This is a genomic window from Nocardioides sp. YR527 (genome assembly GCF_900101045.1).
Taxonomy (GTDB): Bacteria; Actinomycetota; Actinomycetes; order Propionibacteriales; family Nocardioidaceae; genus Nocardioides.
Genome location: NZ_FNFN01000005.1, coordinates 16,958 through 36,312 on the forward strand (window position 1 = coordinate 16,958; position 19,355 = coordinate 36,312).

21 protein-coding genes and 1 tRNA gene are annotated in these 19,355 nt (G+C 69.7%); 14 read left to right on the forward strand and 8 right to left on the reverse strand.

Annotated features, from left to right (window positions below; translation table 11 throughout):
• On the reverse strand, positions 1 to 849 hold the full coding sequence (locus tag BLT25_RS15690) for an alpha/beta fold hydrolase (RefSeq protein ID WP_091047724.1): 849 nt from the start codon (positions 847 to 849) through the stop codon (positions 1 to 3).
• A gap of 50 nt (positions 850 to 899) precedes the next feature.
• Here BLT25_RS15690 and BLT25_RS15695 point away from each other — a divergent pair, with 50 nt between their 5' ends.
• Complete coding sequence (locus BLT25_RS15695) at positions 900 to 1,664, forward strand: lysophospholipid acyltransferase family protein (RefSeq protein WP_091047727.1); 765 nt, start codon at positions 900 to 902, stop codon at positions 1,662 to 1,664.
• Positions 1,665 to 1,671: 7 nt separating this feature from the next.
• On the opposite strand, the gene BLT25_RS15700 is transcribed toward BLT25_RS15695, so the two are convergent.
• The 3 genes from BLT25_RS15700 to BLT25_RS15710 all read right to left on the reverse strand — a co-directional run bounded on the left by BLT25_RS15700 (position 1,672) and on the right by BLT25_RS15710 (position 3,154).
• A complete protein-coding gene (locus BLT25_RS15700; protein WP_091047729.1) occupies positions 1,672 to 1,956 on the reverse strand; it encodes a MazG-like family protein in 285 nt (94 codons plus the stop codon).
• 140 nt (positions 1,957 to 2,096) lie between these two features.
• Positions 2,097 to 2,444: a VOC family protein gene (locus BLT25_RS15705; RefSeq protein WP_091047732.1), complete on the reverse strand. Its 348-nt coding sequence runs from the start codon at positions 2,442 to 2,444 to the stop codon at positions 2,097 to 2,099.
• A gap of 38 nt (positions 2,445 to 2,482) precedes the next feature.
• Positions 2,483 to 3,154, reverse strand: a complete 672-nt coding sequence (locus BLT25_RS15710; RefSeq protein WP_091047735.1) for an acetoacetate decarboxylase family protein — start codon at positions 3,152 to 3,154, stop codon at positions 2,483 to 2,485.
• Positions 3,155 to 3,193: 39 nt separating this feature from the next.
• On the opposite strand from BLT25_RS15710, the gene BLT25_RS15715 reads away from it, so the two are divergent.
• The 3 genes from BLT25_RS15715 to BLT25_RS15725 all read left to right on the forward strand — a co-directional run bounded on the left by BLT25_RS15715 (position 3,194) and on the right by BLT25_RS15725 (position 4,795).
• A complete protein-coding gene (locus BLT25_RS15715; RefSeq protein ID WP_091047739.1) occupies positions 3,194 to 3,400 on the forward strand; it encodes a DUF4287 domain-containing protein in 207 nt (68 codons plus the stop codon).
• A gap of 178 nt (positions 3,401 to 3,578) precedes the next feature.
• Positions 3,579 to 4,301, forward strand: a complete 723-nt coding sequence (locus BLT25_RS15720; RefSeq protein ID WP_176883968.1) for a methyltransferase domain-containing protein — start codon at positions 3,579 to 3,581, stop codon at positions 4,299 to 4,301.
• On the forward strand, positions 4,298 to 4,795 hold the full coding sequence (locus tag BLT25_RS15725; protein WP_091047744.1) for a hypothetical protein: 498 nt from the start codon (positions 4,298 to 4,300) through the stop codon (positions 4,793 to 4,795). The genes BLT25_RS15720 and BLT25_RS15725 overlap by 4 nt, the downstream gene beginning before the upstream one ends.
• A gap of 43 nt (positions 4,796 to 4,838) precedes the next feature.
• On the opposite strand, the gene BLT25_RS15730 is transcribed toward BLT25_RS15725, so the two are convergent.
• Positions 4,839 to 5,507 (reverse strand): HAD family hydrolase, encoded by a 669-nt coding sequence (locus BLT25_RS15730; RefSeq protein WP_091047747.1) that lies wholly within the window; start codon positions 5,505 to 5,507, stop codon positions 4,839 to 4,841.
• Between the two features lie 91 nt (positions 5,508 to 5,598).
• A tRNA-Arg gene (locus BLT25_RS15735) sits at positions 5,599 to 5,671 on the reverse strand.
• A gap of 86 nt (positions 5,672 to 5,757) precedes the next feature.
• On the opposite strand from BLT25_RS15735, the gene argS reads away from it, so the two are divergent.
• A complete protein-coding gene (gene argS, locus BLT25_RS15740; protein ID WP_176883970.1) occupies positions 5,758 to 7,422 on the forward strand; it encodes an arginine--tRNA ligase in 1,665 nt (554 codons plus the stop codon).
• Positions 7,419 to 8,807 (forward strand): diaminopimelate decarboxylase, encoded by a 1,389-nt coding sequence (gene lysA / locus BLT25_RS15745; protein ID WP_091047751.1) that lies wholly within the window; start codon positions 7,419 to 7,421, stop codon positions 8,805 to 8,807. The genes argS and lysA overlap by 4 nt, the downstream gene beginning before the upstream one ends.
• Positions 8,808 to 8,913: 106 nt before the next feature.
• Here the strand turns inward: lysA and BLT25_RS15750 are convergent, their stop codons facing one another.
• A complete protein-coding gene (locus BLT25_RS15750) occupies positions 8,914 to 9,486 on the reverse strand; it encodes an ASCH domain-containing protein (protein ID WP_091047754.1) in 573 nt (190 codons plus the stop codon).
• Positions 9,487 to 9,567: 81 nt separating this feature from the next.
• Here BLT25_RS15750 and BLT25_RS15755 point away from each other — a divergent pair, with 81 nt between their 5' ends.
• The 8 genes from BLT25_RS15755 (at position 9,568) to prfA (ending at position 18,156) form a co-directional block, all read left to right on the forward strand.
• Entirely contained in the window at positions 9,568 to 10,230 is a 663-nt protein-coding gene (locus BLT25_RS15755; protein ID WP_176883972.1) for a hypothetical protein, read from the forward strand.
• Between the two features lie 69 nt (positions 10,231 to 10,299).
• Positions 10,300 to 11,259: an alcohol dehydrogenase catalytic domain-containing protein gene (locus BLT25_RS15760; RefSeq protein WP_091047759.1), complete on the forward strand. Its 960-nt coding sequence runs from the start codon at positions 10,300 to 10,302 to the stop codon at positions 11,257 to 11,259.
• A gap of 107 nt (positions 11,260 to 11,366) precedes the next feature.
• Positions 11,367 to 12,680 carry a homoserine dehydrogenase gene (locus tag BLT25_RS15765; RefSeq protein WP_091047761.1) on the forward strand — a complete coding sequence of 438 codons (1,314 nt, stop codon included), beginning with the start codon at positions 11,367 to 11,369 and terminating at the stop codon, positions 12,678 to 12,680.
• Complete coding sequence (gene thrC / locus BLT25_RS15770; protein ID WP_091047764.1) at positions 12,680 to 13,747, forward strand: threonine synthase; 1,068 nt, start codon at positions 12,680 to 12,682, stop codon at positions 13,745 to 13,747. The genes BLT25_RS15765 and thrC overlap by 1 nt, the downstream gene beginning before the upstream one ends.
• 3 nt (positions 13,748 to 13,750) lie before the next feature.
• Positions 13,751 to 14,653 carry a homoserine kinase gene (gene thrB, locus BLT25_RS15775; RefSeq protein WP_091047765.1) on the forward strand — a complete coding sequence of 301 codons (903 nt, stop codon included), beginning with the start codon at positions 13,751 to 13,753 and terminating at the stop codon, positions 14,651 to 14,653.
• A gap of 212 nt (positions 14,654 to 14,865) precedes the next feature.
• A complete protein-coding gene (rho, locus tag BLT25_RS15780; protein ID WP_305367622.1) occupies positions 14,866 to 16,644 on the forward strand; it encodes a transcription termination factor Rho in 1,779 nt (592 codons plus the stop codon).
• A 133-nt stretch (positions 16,645 to 16,777) separates the two neighbouring features.
• On the forward strand, positions 16,778 to 16,990 hold the full coding sequence (gene rpmE, locus BLT25_RS15785) for a 50S ribosomal protein L31 (RefSeq protein ID WP_008362128.1): 213 nt from the start codon (positions 16,778 to 16,780) through the stop codon (positions 16,988 to 16,990).
• Positions 16,991 to 17,076: 86 nt separating this feature from the next.
• Positions 17,077 to 18,156 carry a peptide chain release factor 1 gene (gene prfA, locus BLT25_RS15790; protein ID WP_091047771.1) on the forward strand — a complete coding sequence of 360 codons (1,080 nt, stop codon included), beginning with the start codon at positions 17,077 to 17,079 and terminating at the stop codon, positions 18,154 to 18,156.
• 67 nt (positions 18,157 to 18,223) lie between these two features.
• On the opposite strand, the gene BLT25_RS15795 is transcribed toward prfA, so the two are convergent.
• Positions 18,224 to 19,201, reverse strand: coding sequence for a sunset domain-containing protein (locus BLT25_RS15795; RefSeq protein ID WP_091047772.1), 978 nt, complete (start codon positions 19,199 to 19,201; stop codon positions 18,224 to 18,226).
• Positions 19,202 to 19,355 lie beyond the last annotated feature (154 nt).

Here is a 19,355-nt window from a genome sequence, read left to right on the forward strand (position 1 = left end):
TCAAGGGTGCGCGGCGACGAAGTCGCGCACCAGCGGAGCGATCCGCTCGGGATGATCGGCGACCACCCAGTGTGAGCCGGCGACCTCGCGGACCGTCAGGTCCGCGACGTACGGCTGCGGGGCCTCGGTCGCCAGTGCCCGGCTGACGTAGACGTCACCGACCGGGGCGATGACCTGGACCGGGACGGTGACCGGCCGTGGCTGCGGTCGTCTCATCCGAGCGATGGCGTTGGCGCGGTAGAGCTCGAGGCCGTTGATCCGGTCGGCCTGGGTGCGGTCGACGGCGGACCCGCCGACGATCCGGTCGAGGACCCCCGAGCGCCAGGCGAGCTCGGGGAGCAACGGCGCCTGGAAGAGTCCGATGTAGGTCGACTCGGCGCCCTGCTTGAGGCGCTGGAGGACGCCGCGGGCGGTCCGCGAGGGCGTACGCAGCCACGCGCCGGTCTGGTCGAGGCTCGGCCCCGAGATCGAGGTGAACGATGCGATCCGCTCGGACGGTACGTTGCCGGCGACGGCCTCCCAGGTCTGGGTCGAGCCCCAGTCGTGGCCCAGCAGGTGCACCGGCGCCGACGGGCTGACCGCGTCGATGACGGACTGCAGGTCGGCGTTGAGCTGCTCGATCAGATAGCCCTCGCGTGTCGCCGGCGCCTGCGAGCTGCCGTGGCCGCGTACGTCGTAGGTCACCATCCGCAGCTCGCTGCCGAGGATCCTCACCAGCGGGAGCCAGACGCTGGCGTTGTCGGGGTAGCCGTGGACGCAGACCAGCGTCGGGCGGGTGTCGTCGGGAGACCCGAAGTCGGTGACGGCCAGTGCGAGCCCGTCGGTGGTCGCCACACGGAGGGTGCTCATGTGGCGAGGCTAGTCCGGCTGAGTTAAGGCCGACGTGACACGATTCGCCCATGGACATCAGCTATCCGGTCACGATCGCCGCTGCTCGCACCTGGTTCAAGCTCGGCGACATCAAGATCAACATGACCGGCGCGGAGCACATCCCCGAGTCGGGCGGTGCCCTGCTGGCGGTCAACCACCTCTCCTTCGTCGACTACATCATGGCCGGGTTCCCCGGGGCGGAGCGCGGCCGGCTGACCCGGTTCATCGCCAAGAAGGAGGTCTTCGACCACCCCGTCGGCGGCCCGGTGATGCGCTCGTTCCACCACATCCCGATCGACCGCAGCTACGGCGCGGCCGGGATGAAGAAGGCCGTCGAGTACCTCCAGAACGGTGAGATCGTCGGGATCTTCCCCGAGGCCACGATCTCGCGCTCGTTCATGATCAAGGACCTCAAGACCGGCACCGTACGCATCGCCGCCGACGCCGGGGTTCCGCTGATCCCCGTCGTGCTGTGGGGCACCCAGCGGATCATGACCAAGGGTCAGAAGGTCGACCTGTCGCGTCACAAGACGATCGGCATCGAGATCGGCCCGCCGCTGCCGGTGACCGGAGAGGACCCGGCCGCCGAGACCGCCGCGCTCCAGTCGCAGATGGAAGCCATGCTCGACAGGCTGATCAAGGCACACCCCGCCGACGAGCAGCCCCCGGGCTCGTGGTGGCTGCCGAAGGCGTACGGCGGCTCGGCGCCCACTCTCGAGGAGGCCGAGGCGATGTACGCCGAGGAGCGCAGGCTTCGCGCTCAGCGGAAGGCCGCGAAGCGGAAGAAGTCCTGAGCTCGCTCTAGGTCGGTGCGCCGGCGGTCATGTGCTCGGCCGTGGTCATCGCGGTGATCGCAACATCGAGGAGCTCGTCGACGACGTCGTCGTAGCTGTGGGTGTTGCCTGAGAAAGGGCTCAGTCGGGGGTTCTGTCCGGTGGCTCCGATGAGTGCGGAGATGGCCTCGCCGGCCTCTTCGCTCACCTTCGCAACTCTCCCCCAGAGAACGGCTTCCGCGTCGCGATCGCCCTGGGGCTCATCGAGCCACCGGGACAGATACGCGAGCAGAGCCGGCGTAGCGTCGGTCATGCGGTCGGAGTCTAGGGCGGTCCCGGTAATTCGGTCGAGCCTTAGGTTTCCGAGCCTGCGTCATCGCGAGGAACGAGCGATGGCGCAACGCGAGGAGGTCGAGCGAGCGAAGCGGGTCGAGACCTACCCTTCGAGCCCAGTTACTCAGCGGGCTGGTAGACCCCGAGCCGATTTCCGGACGGGTCGGTGAAGATGAACCGACGCCCGCCGGGGTAGTCGTAGGGCGCTTCTGTGATCGTGCCGCCGGCCTTCTCGACGGCCACGACAGCTGCCTCGAGGTCGTTCGTGCGGATCAACGGGAGCGGCGCGACGGGGGTCTCGGAGGCGTACATCCCGCCGTTCTCGTCCTTGCCGTCGGGCCCCGCGATCCCGGCGTACATCCCGCCGTAGTCGTTGAAGGACCAGCCGAAGGCGGACTCGTAGAAGGTGCGCGAGGTCGGGAGGTCGGTGACCGCGAGCTCGAGGTAGTCGATGTGGAGTGCATTCATGCCCATCGACGCTACTCGCGACCACCGACACTCAGGACTCAGCCGAAGGCGATCTCGAAGCCCTTGCCACGGAAGGAGCCGAGCTTGGTGGCGTCGCGGAGGTAGGCGAGCGGGCCGTCGGGGTCGAAGTTCCAGCTTCCGCGTGCGGGCAGGAGCTTGGCGCGGCCCTTCATGGTGAGCCAGGCGGTGTCGGGGTGCTCCTCGATGCCCGGCTGCTCCACGTTGCCCTGCATCGGGAGGCGCGGGGCGATCTGGGTGACATCGTTGAACTTGGCCGTCGCGATCGGGCCGTCGTCGTAGCTCGCCTCCCAGGTGTGGGTCGCCAGCGGTCCCTTGGTCGACGACCCTCCGCTGAACTTGGCCAGCCCCTTCGGGATCGCCCACAACGTACGGCCGCCGGCCACGGAGTCGGGGGAGTCCACCCAGATGTCGACGACGCTCACCGCCTTCTTCCCGTTGGAGGCGGTGATCACCCGTGCGGAGAGGAGCTCGTGGTAGGTCAGCGGGCTCGGCTCGGTGTAGTCGACCAGGGCGACGGCGTAGATGCCCTTCGGATGCTGCTCGTCGACGTCGTGAGCGAGCCGGTAGACCGAGAGCCACATCGATCCGTGCATGTTCCAGGGGGCTGGGGGATAGCTGGTCACGTGGGTCTCCCGAATTTCTGTTGTGGTCGTGTCGAAGCGGTCATGCTCGGTTCGACGCGTAGGCATGTGGCGATCGTCGCCACGATTTACCCAAGGAGACCAGAGATGACCGACCAGGTGAAGGGCCCCGCCGCCTACTTCCCGTCCATCGAGAAGAAGTACGGCCGCCCGATCGCGGAGTGGCAGCAGATCATCCGCGAGTGCGGGATCACCAAGCACATGCAGATCGTGGCCCACCTGAAGAGCGAGTACGACCTCGGGCACGGTCACGCCAACGCCCTCGTCGCTCACACGCTCGCCGAAGGTCTCTGACCGGGAGCCGACTGGGTACTCCGGGTGCGGCAGTTCGGGCATGAGGTTGACTTCGTCCATGCGCCCAGGCCCTTTGGAGATCACCGACCTGCTCTGGTCGGACTCAGGGGATCCGGTGCTTCGAGACGAGGCGGCCGAGCTACTGCGGTCTCGCGGGCAGAGGAGAGCGGCGCGGATCGTGGCACGGTTGCCCGAGCGAGACGGGGTGCTGGATGTGGCGGCGGTGGATGCCCTCGGGCTGAGGATCCACCGCGAGTTGCAGCGGTTGGGGGAGGAACTGCAGCTGGGGCGGCGGGTGGCGTCGGTGGTGGGTACGTTGCTTCCCACCGGTGACTCACCGGTGCGAGTGGTCGACGTGGGCTGCGGGCTCGGGCATGTCCTGCGGTCGATCGCCGCTCACGGGGATCTGCCCGAGCACGTCGAACTGGTCGGGGTCGACCTCAACCCCGTGCTCGTCTCCGAGGCCTCGCGACTCGCCACGATCGAGGGCGTCGGCTGCCGGTTCGTCTCCGGCGACGCGTTCGAGCCGGGGGTAGCGGTCGCGGACGGTGCCCGCACCGTGGTCGTGTCCAGCGGGCTCATGCACCATCTCGCCCCGGATGAGCTGTCCGGGTTCTTCGCCGCCCAGGCGCAGCTGGAGGTCTTCGCGTTCGCCCACTGGGACATCGCGCCGTGCCTGTGGTCGACCATGGGTGCCTGGATCTTCCATCAGGCGCGGATGCGTGAGCCGATCTCCCGCCACGACGGCGTGATGTCCGCACGTCGTGCCCATCCGGCCGAGACGTTGCTGGCGGCAGCGGAGCGAGGCGCGCCCGACTATGCGGTCGAGGTGCGTGAGGGATCGCGCTGGCACCCACGAGCGCTCGACGTGCTCCGCCCGCTCGTCGGGGTCCGCCGATGAGCCTGGCTGTTCTCGTCCTGCTGGGTGCTCTCGACGCCGTGTTCAGCGGGTTCCGCTCCGCGCAGGGTCGTAGCGGAATGGTCGACCACACCCGCGGGGATCGTGAGGGCATGGTGCGCGGCGCCGGCCTGTTCGTTCTGTTGTCGCTGCCCGCGCTCGCCGCTCTCGCGATCGACCTTCTGCGTAGGGGCGGCGGCATCGACGCGTACGGCTCGGCTGCCGACATCTTTCTCCTGTTCATTGCCCCGTTCGCAGCGATCGTCCTGCTCGCCCTGGCGACGTACGGACTGCTTCGCTGGGAGCTGAGATACCTCGCCTCCGCGGTCATTCTCGGCCCCTGCACGTTCCTGCGTCCGTACGTCGTGAGCGCAGCTGCCGTCGTCGCTGCCGTCATCGCGGGCGAGCCGGGCGTGGCGGTCACCGCGGCTCTCGCTGTCGTCGCGGTGCTCGCGGTGGAGCCGCTCCTCGACGCCCTCCAACGTCGCAGAACCTGAGGCTCCTGCTCTGCTGCCGCCGGCCTCGACGCCGGCCGAAGGATCAGAGGCGAACGCCGTGGGCTGCCAGCTGATCGCGGAGTGCGGCATGACTGGTGTGGTCGGCCGGCGCGTCGGTGCCCGCCACAGAGGCCTCGGCGTGGGACTCGAACGTCCAGTGGACGGCGGCCATGCCGATGGATCGGGCGGAGGCGACGTTGATCGCCTTGTCGTCGACGAAGACGATCTCGCGCGGATCGGCGCCGATGCGGGCGGCAGCGCGTCGGAAGAACTCCGGCTCGGGCTTGGCCACGCCGAGGTCGAAGGAGTAGCAACTCACGTCGAACAGGTCGTCGTAGCCGAGCGTGGTGCGCATGAACGTGCTGCGGTGCGGGGCCTGGTTGGTGCCGAGGTGCACTCCGTAGCCAGCTGCTCGCACCAGGCGTACGACATCGGCCGACTCGGGGTTGACCTCGACCCGGTTCCACACGGCGGAGTAGACGTCCTCGACCGGCGCGGTCGCGTCGTACTCCTCCAACAGGTCAGCGAGCATGGCGAGATAGTCGCCGTCCGCGCCGGCCTGCATCGGAGCCTCCTTCGCCCACGCGGCACGGAGGAACTCCTCGGCCCGGTCCCCGAGGAACGGCTCGGCGGCCGCGTACCAACCTCCGGGGAGGTGTTGGAGGACACCGTCGGCGTCGAAGATGACGTGGCGTGCTTCTGCTGTTTCCATGCTGCAGGCAGCGTGACATATCCACACGAATGCGCACCGCAGGTTCCGGTGAAAATGAGAGAAACCGCTGGTCACCCAGCGGTCTCATCTGTGCCCCCGGCAGGAATCGAACCTGCGGCCTACGGTACCGGAAACCGGCGCTCTATCCCCTGAGCTACGGAGGCGATGCACTGCGCGAGCAGTGCGAATGGAACCCTACAGGCTGGGACGGATAACGGTGAAACCGACTGGCGCTTATACGCTGGACCTCGTGACTCCTGAGCAGCTTTCCACCGCGGTCGTCGATGTCCTCACCGCGCTCGTCGACGAGGGTGCGATCACCCTTCCCGACGGCGTTCCGAGCACTGTCACGGTGGAGCGACCCCGGCAGAAGGGGCACGGCGACTACGCCACCAACGTGGCGCTGCAGCTGGCCAAGAAGGCGGGGATGAACCCGCGTGCGCTGGGGGAGCAGGTCGCCGAGAAGCTGAAGGCGACCGACGGGATCGCGGACGTCGAGATCGCCGGCCCGGGCTTCCTCAACATCTCCGTCGAGGCCGGCGCCCAGGGCAAGCTGGCGGGCGAGATCGTCGCCGCCGGGAAGGCCTACGGCAGCAACGAGGCCTTCGCCGGCCACAACATCAACCTGGAGTTCGTCTCGGCGAACCCGACCGGCCCGCTGCACCTCGGTGGTGTCCGCTGGGCCGCGGTCGGGGACGCGCTCGGTCGTGTCCTGGAGGCGTCCGGCGCCGAGGTCACCCGGGAGTACTACTTCAACGACCACGGCGGCCAGATCGACCGCTTTGCCCGGAGCCTGCTCGCCTGGGCCCAGGGCCAGCCGGTCCCGGAGGACGGCTACGGCGGTGCGTACATCGAGGAGATCGCCAAGCAGGTCCTCGCCAAGGAGCCGAACGCGCTCGAGAGCGACGACCCGCAGGAGGTCTTCCGCTCGATCGGCGTGGAGCTGATGTTCGCCGAGATCAAGCAGAGCCTGCACGACTTCAACGTCGACTTCGACGTCTACTTCCACGAGGACAACCTCCACAAGTCCGGGGCTGTGGAGCGCGCCATCGAGAAGCTCCGCGAGCTCGGCAACGTCTACGAGAAGGACGGCGCGATCTGGCTGGCGACCGAGAAGTTCGGTGACGACAAGGACCGTGTCGTCATCAAGGCCGACGGCAACGGGGCCTACTTCTCCGGCGACCTGGCCTACTACCTCGACAAGCGCGAGCGCGGCTTCGACCGGTGCTTCATCATGCTCGGCGCCGACCACCACGGCTACGTCGGCCGGATGATGGCGATGTGCGCCGCCTTCGGCGACACGCCCCACGAGAACCTCGAGATCCTGATCGGTCAGATGGTCAACCTCCTCAAGGACGGCCAGCCGATGCGGATGTCGAAGCGTGCCGGCACCGTGGTCACCATCGACGACATCGTCGAGGCGATCGGGGTGGACGCGGCCCGCTACGCGCTGGCCCGCTACTCCAGCGACTCCAACATCGACATCGACCTCGACCTGTGGGCCAAGGCCGACAGCGCCAACCCGGTCTACTACGTGCAGTACGTCCACGCGCGCACCTGCCGGATGATGGCCAACGCCGCCGACCTCGGCATGGCGATCGACCTCGACACCTTCGACCCGTCGCTGCTCGTCCACGAGCGCGAGGGCGAGCTGCTGCGTGCGCTGGCCGAGCTGCCACGTGTGGTCGCGACCGCCGCCGAGCTGCGCGAGCCGCACCGCGTCGCCCGCTACCTCGAGGACACCGCCGGGATCTTCCACCGCTGGTACGACGATGACGACTGCCGCATGCTCCCCAAGGGCGACGAGCCGGTGGCGCCCGTCAACCTGGCCCGGCTGGCGCTCGTCTCCGCCGCCCGCACCGTCTTCGCCAACGGCCTCGGCCTGCTCGGCGTCTCCGCCCCGGAGCGGATGTGAGCGGCCACGCCTCGCCGGGCTCGTTCACCGGCACGTCCCCGGTCTGGCTGAAGACCCCCGACGACGTCAACGCCCTCGTACCCGCGCTGTGGTCGGCGACTGCCGAGAAGGACGCGAGCGGCGTCCTCACTGTCGGTGGCGTCGCGGTGCCTGACCTGGTCGCGAACATCAACACACCTGCGTACGTCTTGGACGAGGCCGACTTCCGTGAGCGCGCCCGCGCGTTCCGCGACGCCTTCACGGGCTACGACGTCTACTACGCCGGCAAGGCGTTCCTGTGCACCGAGGTGGCGCGCTGGGTGGCGCAGGAGGGGCTCTGCCTCGACGTCTGCTCCAACGGCGAGCTCTCGGTCGCGTTGCGTGCCGAGGTGGACCCGGCCAGGATCGGCTACCACGGCAACAACAAGGCCCCGATGGAGCTGCGCCGGGCGATCGTCGCGGGCGTCGGGCGGATCATCGTCGACTCCTTCCACGAGGTCGAGCGGGTCGCCGAGATCGCCGCCGAGACCGGCATCACCGCCCGGGTGATGGTGCGGGTGACCGCCGGCGTCGAGGCCCACACCCACGAGTACATCGCCACCGCCCACGAGGACCAGAAGTTCGGCTTCTCGATCTCCTCGGGCGACGCCTTCGAGGCCGTACGCCGGCTGCTGGACGCTCCGAACGTCGAGATGCGCGGGCTGCACTCCCACATCGGGTCCCAGATCTTCGACTCCTCCGGGTTCGAGGTCGCCACACGACGGGTGCTGGCGCTGCAGGCCCGGATCCGTGACGAGCTCGGCACCGAGCTGCCCGAGATGGACCTCGGCGGCGGCTTCGGCATCGCCTACACGACCCAGGACGACCCCTCGACGCCCAAGGCCCTGGCCGAGGAGCTCACCGCGATCGTCGAGCACGAGTGCCGTGGCTTCGGCCTCGCGGTGCCGCACCTCTCGATCGAGCCGGGCCGCGCGATCGTCGGGCCCTCGATGTGCACCGTCTACACGGTCGGCACGGTCAAGGAGGTCGCCCTCGACGGCGGCGTCACCCGCACCTACGTGAGCGTCGACGGCGGGATGAGCGACAACATCCGCACCGCTCTCTACGACGCCGACTACTCCGCGACCCTCGCCGGCCGGTCCTCGTCCGCCGGGCCCGTGCTCGGCCGGGTCGTCGGCAAGCACTGCGAGGCCGGGGACATCGTGGTCAAGCACGAGTTCCTGCCCGCTGACATCGCCCCCGGCGACCTGATCGCGGTCCCCGGCACCGGTGCCTACGGCCGCTCGATGGCCTCCAACTACAACCACGCCCTGCGGCCCCCGGTCGTCGCCGTCCGCGACGGGGAGTCACGTGTCATCGTCCGGCGCGAGACCGAGGACGATCTGTTCGCCACGGATCTGGGCTGATCGGACGTGTTCCTTCGTCAAGGTATGCAGACGAAGGAACACATCCCCCGCTGAGCTCCGCACGGGATGTGAGCGCTGACCTGCATACCTTGACGAAGGAACAGCCTCACGCCCGCAGGGCCCGAAGCACCGCCCGCCCACGCGGCGAGAGGCGGTAGCCGACGGGGAGGGACTCGGTGAGGCCGAGCTCCTTGAGCCGGCGGATGTCGGCCTTGAACGGCTTCTTCTCCCGTCCGATCGAGGCCGCGATCGTCTCGGCGAGCTCGCCGGGGCGGGCCTCGATGAGCTCCAGGTGCTCGCGCGTCCACGGGCCGCGGCGGCTGCGTCGGTCCATGTCGGCCAGCTTCGCGATCAGCGCGTCGGTCTCCTTCCTCCCCGGGCGCTTCGCGCGCAGGGCGACGCGCTCGTCGTCGCCTCCGTAGCGCATCTCGATGCGGTAGACCTCGCCGTCCTTGCGGGACAGGAAGGCCAGCAGGTCCTCCAGGGTCGTGCCCGCCCGCCGGGCATCCTCCTCGGTCAGCGTGTCGCAGGACACCGGCGAGACGGAGACGAACTCGACCACGCCCATCCGGGTGCGCTGGCGGCCGCCGGCGACATGCATCGGACGTTTCCAGCGGCGGAAGGCGAGGTCGACCTCGCCGGTGCGGATGCGTTCGAGGTCGGCGTTGGGGAACAGCACGCACCCATCAAACCGCGTGGCGCAGGAAATTCGGTTTCGCCTTCCCGAAATCCCGTGGTCCGTGAGCCTACGATGGGGCGCATGCCGAGGGGGGTCTACTCAGAGAGACCGCTCGCGACGCCGTCCCAGGCGCCGCGAGCGTCTGTCGCCCGGCTGACGAAGGAGCGCCGCGACAGCGTGACCCGAGCGGCACAGACGTTCGGCTGGTCGGTGGTGACCGGCAAGGCCGCCGCGCAGCGGCCGGTGCGGTGGGAGGTGCTCGGGCCGGACGTACGTGCCGAACGCTGTGACCTCGTCGTCGACGGCACCTGCGACGGGATCCTCGTCGAGTACTGGCACGGCAAGGCGTCCCCCGGGAAAGGTCCCTGGCGGCCGGCGCGCTGGGTGGTGGTGCGGGTCCCCGCCCACCTGCCGAAGACGGCAGCGATGATCGGCCTCTCGCCCGGCTCGGGCAACGCCGGCACCGGCCGCGTGCCCACGCCGGTCTTCTTCCCGCCGGAGTTCCGTGCCAAGACCAACGTGACCACGCCCGACGGTGCCGTCATCGCCGCCGAGGAGGAGCACGCTCGCTCACTGTCCCGGTTCGCCAGCCACGTCGTCGACGAGCGGCTGTGGGTGGTGGCCCGCGACGACGCGATCACGGTCACCACCGACGTGGAGCCGGACGCGGAGGAGCTGCTCCGTCGCGTACGTCTGGCGCGCGATGTCGCCGTGGTGCTCCGGCCGATCGTGGAGCTCGCCTGAGGCTGAGCTCATCCAAGGCTTGGGGAAAGCCCTTGACCTCAAGTGAGCTTGAGCATGTTGACTCGAGACATGCGAGCGATCAGACAGCACGAGTTCGGCGGCCCGGAGGTCCTGCGCCTCGAGGAGGTGCCCGACCCGACACCAGGCCCGGGTCAGGTACGCATCAGGGTGGAGGCCGCGGGCATCCACCGACTCGACACCTCGATCCGAGCGGCCGACCTGCCACCGACGATGCCGCGACCGGAGCTCCCGATGACTCCCGGCCGCGAGGTCGCCGGCGTGGTCGACGAGGTCGGTGAGGGCGTCGACGCGACCTGGCTGGGCGCGAAGGTCGTCGCGCATCTCGGTCCGGGAAGCAGCGGCGGCTACGCCGAGCTCGCGGTCGCCGACGAGACCCAGCTCTATCTACGCCCCGACGGGCTCGAGTCGGCCGAGGCCGTGGCCGCGATCGGCACCGGTCGCACCTCGGCCGCGGTGCTCGAGGCCGCCCAGATCAGTCCCGACGACGTCGTCGTCGTCACCTCGGCGGCCGGTGGCATGGGCGCGATCCTGCTCCAGGGCATCCGCAACGCGGGCGCTCGCGCGGTCGGCCTCGCGGGCTCCGACGCCAAGCTCGAGATCGCCCGTGGCTTCGGCGCACAGACGGCGATCGACTACCGCACCGACGGCTGGTTGGAGAGGCTTCGCGCCGAGGAGCCCCGGATCACGGTCCTTCTCGACGGGCTCGGGGGTGAGGTACCCAGGCAGGTCTACGCCCACCTCGAACCGGAGGGGCGGATGGTCCGGTTCTCCGGCGACCAGGACGGCTACGAGGGCGCCGCGAAGATCGTCGACATCCTCGGCCCCTGGGTCCAGGGCCGGATCAAGGAGTTCGAGCAGGTCTCGCTCGAGGCCGCCGCGGACGGCACCCGCAGGCCGTACGTCGGATCGAGGTTCCCTCTTGCCGAGGCCTCGGCGGCCCATGCGGCCCTCGAGAGCCGTGAGACGACGGGGAAGGTCGTCCTGGTGACGCGGTCGAGCGGGTTGTGAAGCTGAGAGTGACCTATGGGCCACTCTCAGCTTCACAACTCCGCCCAGGTGTCCGCGCCTAGAGCGGAAGTCGGACCCTGGAGGCTGTCCCGGATACCCTTGGGCGCGTGAGCAGCAACAAGACGACCGCGCACGCCGTCGATCCCTTGGGCGTCGCCGTCCTCGGTTGCGGTGTGGTGGGGTCCCAGGTGGTCCGGCTCCTGCTCGAGGGCGACGCGGATCTCGCCGCCAGAGTGGGTGCGCCGCTGGAGATCAGGGGCGTGGCCGTACGTCGCCTCGACGCTCCTCGCGACGTCGAGGTGCCCGCCGAGCTGCTCACCACGGATGCCCATGGCCTGGTCGCCCGCGACGACGTCGACCTCGTGATCGAGGTGATCGGCGGCATCGAGCCGGCCCGCGGGCTCATCCTCGAGGCGCTGGAGAGCGGCGCCAGCGTCGTGACCGCCAACAAGGCCCTGCTCGCCGAGGACGGCCCGACGCTCTACGAGGCCGCCGAGAAGGCCGGCACCGACCTCTACTACGAGGCCGCCGTCGCCGGCGCGATCCCGATTCTCCGCCCCCTGCGCGACTCGCTGGTCGGCGACCACGTCACCAAGGTGATGGGCATCGTCAACGGCACCACCAACTACATCCTCGACAAGATGGACACCTACGGTGCCGGCTTCGAGGAGGCCCTCGCCGAGGCTCAGGAGCTGGGCTACGCCGAGGCCGACCCGACCGCCGACGTCGAGGGCTTCGACGCCGCCGCCAAAGCCGCCATCCTGGCGAGCCTCGCCTTCCACACCCGGGTGACCGCCAGCGACGTCTACCGCGAGGGCATCACCGAGGTGACCGCCGGCGACGTCGCCTCGGCCAAGGCCATGGGCAGCGTCGTCAAGCTGCTCGCGATCGCCGAGCTCGACGGCGACGACGTCTCAGCGAGAGTCCACCCGGTGATGATCCCGCGCACCCACGCGCTGGCGACCGTCCGCGGCGCCTACAACGCCGTCTTCGTCGAGTCCGCCTCGGCCGGCGACCTGATGTTCTACGGCCAGGGCGCCGGCGGCGACCCCACCGCGAGCGCCGTCCTGGGCGACCTGGTCACGATCGCCCGCAACAAGGTCCTCGGCACCCGTGGCTTCGGCGAGTCCGCCTACGCCGCCCGCGCGGTGCGCCCGATGGGCGAGACCGTCACCCGCTACCACGTCAGCCTCGACGTGGCCGACAAGGCCGGCGTGCTCGCCGCCGTCGCGACCGCCTTCTCCGAGCACGGCGTCTCGATCAAGGCCGTACGTCAAGAAGGCAGGGGAGAGGACGCCCAGCTCGTCGTCGTCTCCCACGAGGCCCCCGATGCCGCGCTCGCGGCGACCGTGCAGCACCTGCGCGAGATGGAGTTCGTCCGCGACGTCGCCTCGGTGATGCGCGTAGAAGGAGCAGTCTGATGACGACCAGTCAGTGGCGAGGCGTGATCGAGGAATACCGCACCCTCCTCGACATCCCCCAGGACACCCCGGCGGTGACGCTCGGCGAGGGTGGCACCCCGCTGGTCCACTCCGAGTGGCTCTCCGGGGCCACCAAGGGTGAGGTGTGGCTGAAGGTCGAGGGCCAGAACCCGACCGGCTCGTTCAAGGACCGCGGCATGACCGCGGCCATCTCGGTCGCCGTCCACGAGGGTGCCAAGGCGGTCGTCTGCGCCTCCACCGGCAACACGAGCGCCTCGATGGCCGCCTACGCCGCCAAGGCCGGGATCACCCCGGTCGTGCTCGTCCCCAACGGCAAGATCAGTGCCGCCAAGATGGCCCAGGCGCTGGTCCACGGCGCCGAGGTGGTCAAGGTACGCGGCAACTTCGACGACTGCCTCAAGCTCTCCCGCGCGCTCGCCGACAGCTACCCGGTCGCGCTGGTCAACTCCGTCAACCCGGTCCGCCTCGAGGGCCAGAAGACGGCGGCCTTCGAGGTCGTCGACCGTCTCGGTGACGCCCCCGACTACCACCTGATGCCCATCGGCAACGCCGGCAACCTGTCGGCCTATTGGCTCGGCTACGAGCAGTACGCTGCGGCCGGCCACGCCACCAAGACCCCGGTCATGCGCGCCTTCCAGGCCGAGGGCGCGGCCCCGCTCGTGCTCGGCCACCCGGTCGAGCACCCGGAGACCAAAGCGACCGCGATCCGCATCGGCAACCCGGCCTCGTGGCAGCTCGCCGAGGCCGCCGCCGAGAAGTCCGGTGGCCGTTTCCGCGCGCTCTCCGACGACCAGATCCTCTCCGCCCAGGCCCAGCTGGCCCGCAACGACGGCGTCTTCGTCGAGCCCGCCTCGGCCGCCGGCGTCGCCGGGCTCCTCGCCGACCTCGAGGCGGGGGAGACCTACGCCGGAGCCACCACGGTCATCACCGTGACCGGTCACGGGCTCAAGGACACCGCCACCGCGCTGGAGTTCTTCGGTGAGCTGCCCGAGATCATCATCGACGCCGACCTCGAGGCCGCGGCGGCCGCAGCCGGGCTCGCGTAGCTCATGACGTTCGTAGAAGGCCCCGTCACCGTCACCGTCCCGGCCACCTCCGCCAACCTCGGTCCCGGCTACGACTCGCTCGGGCTGGCGCTCGACCTGCGTGACGAGCTCACCGGCGAGGTCATCGAGGAGGGCCTGGAGGTCACCGTCGAGGGTGCGGGCGAGGGCACGGTCCCGCTCGATGAGTCGCACCTCGTCGTACGCTCGATGCGGGCCGCCTTCGAGATCATCGGCAAGCAGCCGGCCGGTCTGCGGCTGCACTGCCACAACCGGATCCCGCACGCGCGTGGGCTGGGCTCGTCCTCGGCCGCGATCATCGGCGGCCTCGTGCTCGCTCGTGCCCTGGTCGCCGGGGGAGAGCTGATCCTCGACGACGACACGCTCTTCCAGAAGGCCGCCGAGATCGAGGGTCACCCCGACAACGTCGCGCCCGCATTCCACGGCGGCTTCACGATCGCGGGTGACGATGACGGCTTCTTCGCCGTCCGCACCGCCGTCGACCCGAGGGTCAGCGTCGTCGTGTTCGTCCCCGCGACCGGCGTCGAGACCAAGGCTGCCCGCGGGCTGCTGCCCGAGACCGTCCCGCACTCCGACGCGGCGGCCGACGCGGGACGTACGGCCCTCCTGGTCGCGGCGCTGAGCGATGCGCCCGAACACCTGCACCGTGCCACCCGCGACTTCCTGCACCAGGAGTACCGACGACCCGCGATGCCGGAGTCGCTCGCCCTGGTCGACGAGCTGCGCGCCGACGGCGTCGCCGCGATCGTCTCCGGCGCCGGGCCCACGGTCCTGGCGTTCAGCAGCGGCGTCGAGTCGGCCGAGACGACCAAGCTCACCACCCGCTGTCCCGAGGGCTGGGCCTGCCATGCGCTGAGCGTCGACATGGACGGCGTACGCATCCTCTGACCCGCGTTCCGGGCCCCTGCTGTGAGGGGTGCCATGCGTGTTAGCCTGGGAATACATCCGTTGGGCCGTTCAGGCCTGCGGGCGTGCTATCCCCCTTTCGTGCCGTGCCACTTCGTTGGCGCGCATCGGTGCGTCAGGGGTTCTGACAAACGAGCCGTCGGCGTCGTACGCCGATCGGCGATACGTGGGAAAGGACTCACGTGACTGAAACCATGGAATCCACTGCGCCGGAGCCGAACGCAGCCCCGAAGAAGCGCGGTGGCCTTGGCGGAATGCTCCTCGCCGACCTCAAGGCGATGGCGAACGGAATGGGTATCAGCGGGGCGAACTCGATGAAGAAGGCCCAGCTGATCGAAGCGATCAAGGCTGCGCAGAGCAGCCGTGCGCAGTCGGCGCCGGCGGAGCGGGCCGAGAAGCCTGCCGCCGAGAAGCCCGTTGCTGAGAAGCCTGCCGCCGAGAAGCCTGCGGAGAAGACCGCAGAGAAGCCGGCCGAGACGGCCGAGAAGCCCGCGGAGAAGTCCGCCGAGGCTGCTGACGCCGGTAACGAGGGCGCCCAGCGCCCGCGTCGCCAGCGCAACCAGAACAAGAGCGGTGGTCAGGCCGGTCAGAGTGGCCAGTCCGGCCAGGGCGGTCAGGGTGGCCAGTCCGGTCAGCCCACCGGCGGTGGCCAGGGCAAGGGTCCGGTCAAGGCCGGGCAGCCCGCCGCCGAGAAGAAGAACGAGGACGCCCAGAAGGAGCGGTCGGCCGAATCGGCCGACGACGCGGGCGATGACGACGGCGAGGGTGGCAGCCGCCGCAACCGCCGCCGCCGTGGCCGCGATCGCGACCGCAACCGCCCGGGCCGCGGCGAGCCCGACACGACCGTCCTCGAGGACGACGTGCTCGTGCCCGCGGCAGGCATCCTGGACGTACTCGACAACTACGCCTTCGTCCGCACCTCCGGCTACCTGCCCGGACCCGACGACGTCTACCTCTCCCTGTCGCTGGTCAAGCGTCTCGGCCTGCGCCGTGGCGACGCGATCGTCGGTCAGGTGCGCCAGCCCCGTGAGGGCGAGCGCAAGGAGAAGTACAACCCGATGGTGCGCATCGACTCGGTCAACGGTGCCGACCCCGAGGTCGCCAAGCACCGCGTCGAGTTCGACAAGCTGGCGCCGGTCCACCCCGACCAGCGACTGCGCCTCGAAGGCGGTTCCGACCCGGTCACCGGCCGCGTCATCGACCTGATCTCGCCGATCGGCAAGGGCCAGCGCGGCCTGATCGCCTCGCCGTCGAAGGCGGGCAAGACGACCGTCCTGCAGGCGATCGCCGGCGCGATCACGGCCAACAACCCCGAGTGCCACCTGATGGTCGTGCTCGTCGACGAGCGCCCGGAGGAGGTCACCGACTTCGAGCGCAGCGTCAAGGGCGAGGTCATCGCCTCCACCTTCGACCGTCAGCCTGCCGACCACACCGTGGTGGCCGAGCTGGCGATCGAGCGGGCCAAGCGCCTGGTCGAGCTCGGCCACGACGTGGTCGTCCTGCTCGACGGGCTGACCCGCCTGGGCAAGGCGTACAACCTCTCCGTCCCGGCCTCGGGCCGCATCCTCGGTGGCGGCGTCGACTCCGCGGCGCTCTACCCGACCAAGCGGTTCTTCGGCGCGGCCCGCAACGTGGAGGACGGCGGCTCGCTGACCATCCTCGCCACGGCCGCGGTCGAGACCGGGTCGAAGACCGACGAGATCATCTTCGACGCGTTCAAGGACACCGCCAACTCCGAGCTGCGCCTGAGCGAGGAGTACGCGGAGGCCGGGATCTTCCCCGCCGTCGACGTCAGCGCCTCCGGCACCCGCCGCGACGACCTGCTCTTCGCCGGTGGCGAGGGCGACGCGGTGCGCAAGCTGCGTGCCTCGCTGGCCACGCTCGACGGTGCCAAGGCCGCCTCGGTGCTGGTCGACAAGGTCGCCGGTTCGGCCACCAACATGGTGCTCCTCAACGAGGTCGCCAAGAGCTGAGTGTGGTGTCCGCCTGGGGCCGTCGGGAATTATTGGCGGCCCCAGGCGTTCACATACACTGAATCCTCGGTGCCGGTTCACGTCCCGCAACCTGCGGCGGCGACCCGGAGCCCCATGTCTTGAGAGGAACCTCATGAAGTCCGACATCCACCCGACGTACGTCGAGACCCAGGTCACCTGCACCTGCGGCAACTCCTTCACGACCCGCAGCACCGTGGCCGAGGGCGCCATCCGCGCCGACGTGTGCTCCAACTGCCACCCGTTCTACACGGGCAAGCAGAAGATCCTCGACACCGGCGGTCGCGTGGCTCGCTTCGAGGCTCGCTTCGGCAAGCGCAACAAGTAGCTGCTTCCCAGCGCCGGCCCCCGCATCTGCGGGTGGCCGGCGCTGGTGTGTTTGGAGGGTTCACCGGCGTACGAAGCGAGGCGGAGATGTCACAGTTTGAAGCGGTCGAAGGACTCATCGACGAGCACGTCGGGCTGGAGAAACGGCTCGCCGAGCCGGAGACCCATGCCGACGCGCGCCTGGCGAAGAAGCTCAACCAGAGGTACGCCGAGCTGAGCTCGATCATCGACGCCTACCGCTCCTGGCAGCAGCTCGGTGACGACATCGAGGCCGCCCGCGAGCTGGCGGGGGAGGACGCCGCGTTCGCCGAGGAGGCCGAGGCGCTGGTGCCGCAGCGGGAGGAGGCCGAGGAGCGGCTGCGCCGTCTGCTCGTGCCCCGCGACCCGACCGACGACAAGGACGCCATCCTCGAGGTGAAGTCGGGGGAGGGCGGCGAGGAGTCGGCGCTGTTCGCCGGCGACCTGCTGCGGATGTACACCCGCTATGCCGAGCGTCAGGGCTGGAAGCTCGAGTTCCTCGACGCCAACGAGTCCGACCTCGGCGGCTACAAGTCGGTCACCGTGGCGGTGAAGGCGAAGGGGACCTCAGAGCCTGGCCGGGCGCCCTATGCGCTGCTCAAGTTCGAGGGCGGCGTGCACCGTGTCCAGCGGGTGCCGGTCACCGAGTCGCAGGGCCGCGTGCACACCTCGGCCGCCGGCGTCCTGGTGGTTCCCGAGGCCGAGCCCATCGATGTCGAGATCAACGACAACGACCTCCGCATCGACGTCTACCGCTCCTCTGGCCCCGGTGGCCAGTCGGTCAACACCACCGACTCGGCGGTCCGGATCACCCACGTCCCCACCGGCATCGTCGTCTCCATGCAGAACGAGAAGTCGCAGCTGCAGAACAAGGAGCAGGCCATGCGCGTGCTCCGCTCGCGCCTGCTCCAGGCAGCCCAGGACGCTGCCGACGCGGAGGCCTCCGACGCCCGCCGTTCCCAGGTGCGCACGGTCGACCGCTCCGAGCGCATCCGCACCTACAACTTCCCGGAGAACCGCATCTCCGACCACCGCACCGGCTACAAGTCCTACAACCTCGACCAGGTCCTCGACGGCGACCTGGAGCCGGTGATCGGGAGCGCGGTCGACGCCGACCTGGCTGCCCGTCTGGCCTCGCTCGACTCCTGAGCCGCTCAACGCCGAAGGGCGCAGTCACCAGGTGACTGCGCCCTTCGGTCGGCTCATCGGGGCGTGCTCAGGCGTTGGCCTTCTTCTTGAAGCCGATGACGAAGCCGGCGGCCTCGGCCGAGGACTCGCTGTCGAACCAGACCTCGGCCTGGGTCCGCTTGTAGGCCGTGCTGGCAGAGGTGTGGTAGCGCTTCGCGCCGTCCTTGCGGATGTTGCCCTTCACGACGTACGCCGGGTGCGGACTGGAGCCGTCCTCGAGCGGGTCGGCGCTGCCGGCGCCGTAGCCGCTCGCCGGCGGCAGCGGCTGGTCGGTCTCGACGGTGTCGGCCTTCTTGCTGCGGTCGTAGAAGTCGCTGCTCGCGCCCACGAACCCGGCCGCCTCGGCCGACTCCTCGGAGTCGAAGTAGACGGCTGCCTTCGTACGGCCGTAGTAGGGGCTCGCCGTCGTGTGGTACTTCTTCCCGCTGCTGCCCTTGATGTCGTACGCGGCATCCGGGCTGGTTCCGTCAGCAGCCGGAAGCACGGCGCCGGGGTAGGGAGCGCCGTTGGTCGCGGCGGGCGCCTCGGCCGCCGGGGTGGCCTCCGGCTCGGCCGGCACGGGAATCTCGTCAGCCGGAGCCTCGTCAGCCGGCGCCTCGGTCGTCTCGGGCTCAGCGGCGGCAGCGGCGGTGAGGCTCTCGGCCTCCGCGACGACAGCGGCGGTGTCCTCTTCGGTCACCTCGTCCGTGGCCTTCTCGGCGGCCTCGGCCTCGACGGAAGCCTCGGCGACCTCTTCGGCCGCGGGCTCCTCGGCCGCGGGCTCCTCGACTGCGGGAGTCTCCGCAGCGGGAGCCTCAGCAGCGGGCTCGGCCACGGACGTCTCGGCGGGGACGACGGCGGCCGGCTCGGCCTCGGCGGCCTCGGCGGCCTCGGAGGCCTCGGTGGCCGGGTGCTCCTTGTCCGCTCGATGTGCGGCCTTGGCGTCCTTGCGGATCGGACGTCCGAAGAAGAACCAGATCAGGAGGGCGAGGACGAGGATGAGTGCAAGCAGCAAGGGCCACTTCATGGGGTGATGTTTCCTTCCGGGGGATATCTCGGGTGTGGTGGTGGGGCAGCACAGCGCCCGCCGAGGTGTGCGGCCAGTCCCGCGTCCCCCGATATGACCGGAAGAACCGTTGAGGCGCCCGAACGTTACCCTCAGCGGGGTAAAGCATGACTAA

Coding starts and splice junctions, on each gene's coding strand:
- rpmE (WP_008362128.1), top strand. CDS start 16,778: ATGAAGTCCGACATCCACCCGACGTACGTCGAGACCCAGGTCACCTGC.
- BLT25_RS15760 (WP_091047759.1), top strand. CDS start 10,300: ATGCGAGCGATCAGACAGCACGAGTTCGGCGGCCCGGAGGTCCTGCGC.
- BLT25_RS15695 (WP_091047727.1), top strand. CDS start 900: ATGGACATCAGCTATCCGGTCACGATCGCCGCTGCTCGCACCTGGTTC.
- BLT25_RS15715 (WP_091047739.1), top strand. CDS start 3,194: ATGACCGACCAGGTGAAGGGCCCCGCCGCCTACTTCCCGTCCATCGAG.
- BLT25_RS15700 (WP_091047729.1), bottom strand. CDS start 1,956: ATGACCGACGCTACGCCGGCTCTGCTCGCGTATCTGTCCCGGTGGCTC.
- BLT25_RS15795 (WP_091047772.1), bottom strand. CDS start 19,201: ATGAAGTGGCCCTTGCTGCTTGCACTCATCCTCGTCCTCGCCCTCCTG.
- BLT25_RS15725 (WP_091047744.1), top strand. CDS start 4,298: ATGAGCCTGGCTGTTCTCGTCCTGCTGGGTGCTCTCGACGCCGTGTTC.
- prfA (WP_091047771.1), top strand. CDS start 17,077: ATGTCACAGTTTGAAGCGGTCGAAGGACTCATCGACGAGCACGTCGGG.
- BLT25_RS15730 (WP_091047747.1), bottom strand. CDS start 5,507: ATGGAAACAGCAGAAGCACGCCACGTCATCTTCGACGCCGACGGTGTC.
- BLT25_RS15690 (WP_091047724.1), bottom strand. CDS start 849: ATGAGCACCCTCCGTGTGGCGACCACCGACGGGCTCGCACTGGCCGTC.
- BLT25_RS15710 (WP_091047735.1), bottom strand. CDS start 3,154: ATGCCTACGCGTCGAACCGAGCATGACCGCTTCGACACGACCACAACA.
- thrC (WP_091047764.1), top strand. CDS start 12,680: ATGACGACCAGTCAGTGGCGAGGCGTGATCGAGGAATACCGCACCCTC.
- BLT25_RS15755 (WP_176883972.1), top strand. CDS start 9,568: ATGCCGAGGGGGGTCTACTCAGAGAGACCGCTCGCGACGCCGTCCCAG.
- thrB (WP_091047765.1), top strand. CDS start 13,751: ATGACGTTCGTAGAAGGCCCCGTCACCGTCACCGTCCCGGCCACCTCC.
- BLT25_RS15705 (WP_091047732.1), bottom strand. CDS start 2,444: ATGAATGCACTCCACATCGACTACCTCGAGCTCGCGGTCACCGACCTC.
- rho (WP_305367622.1), top strand. CDS start 14,866: ATGGAATCCACTGCGCCGGAGCCGAACGCAGCCCCGAAGAAGCGCGGT.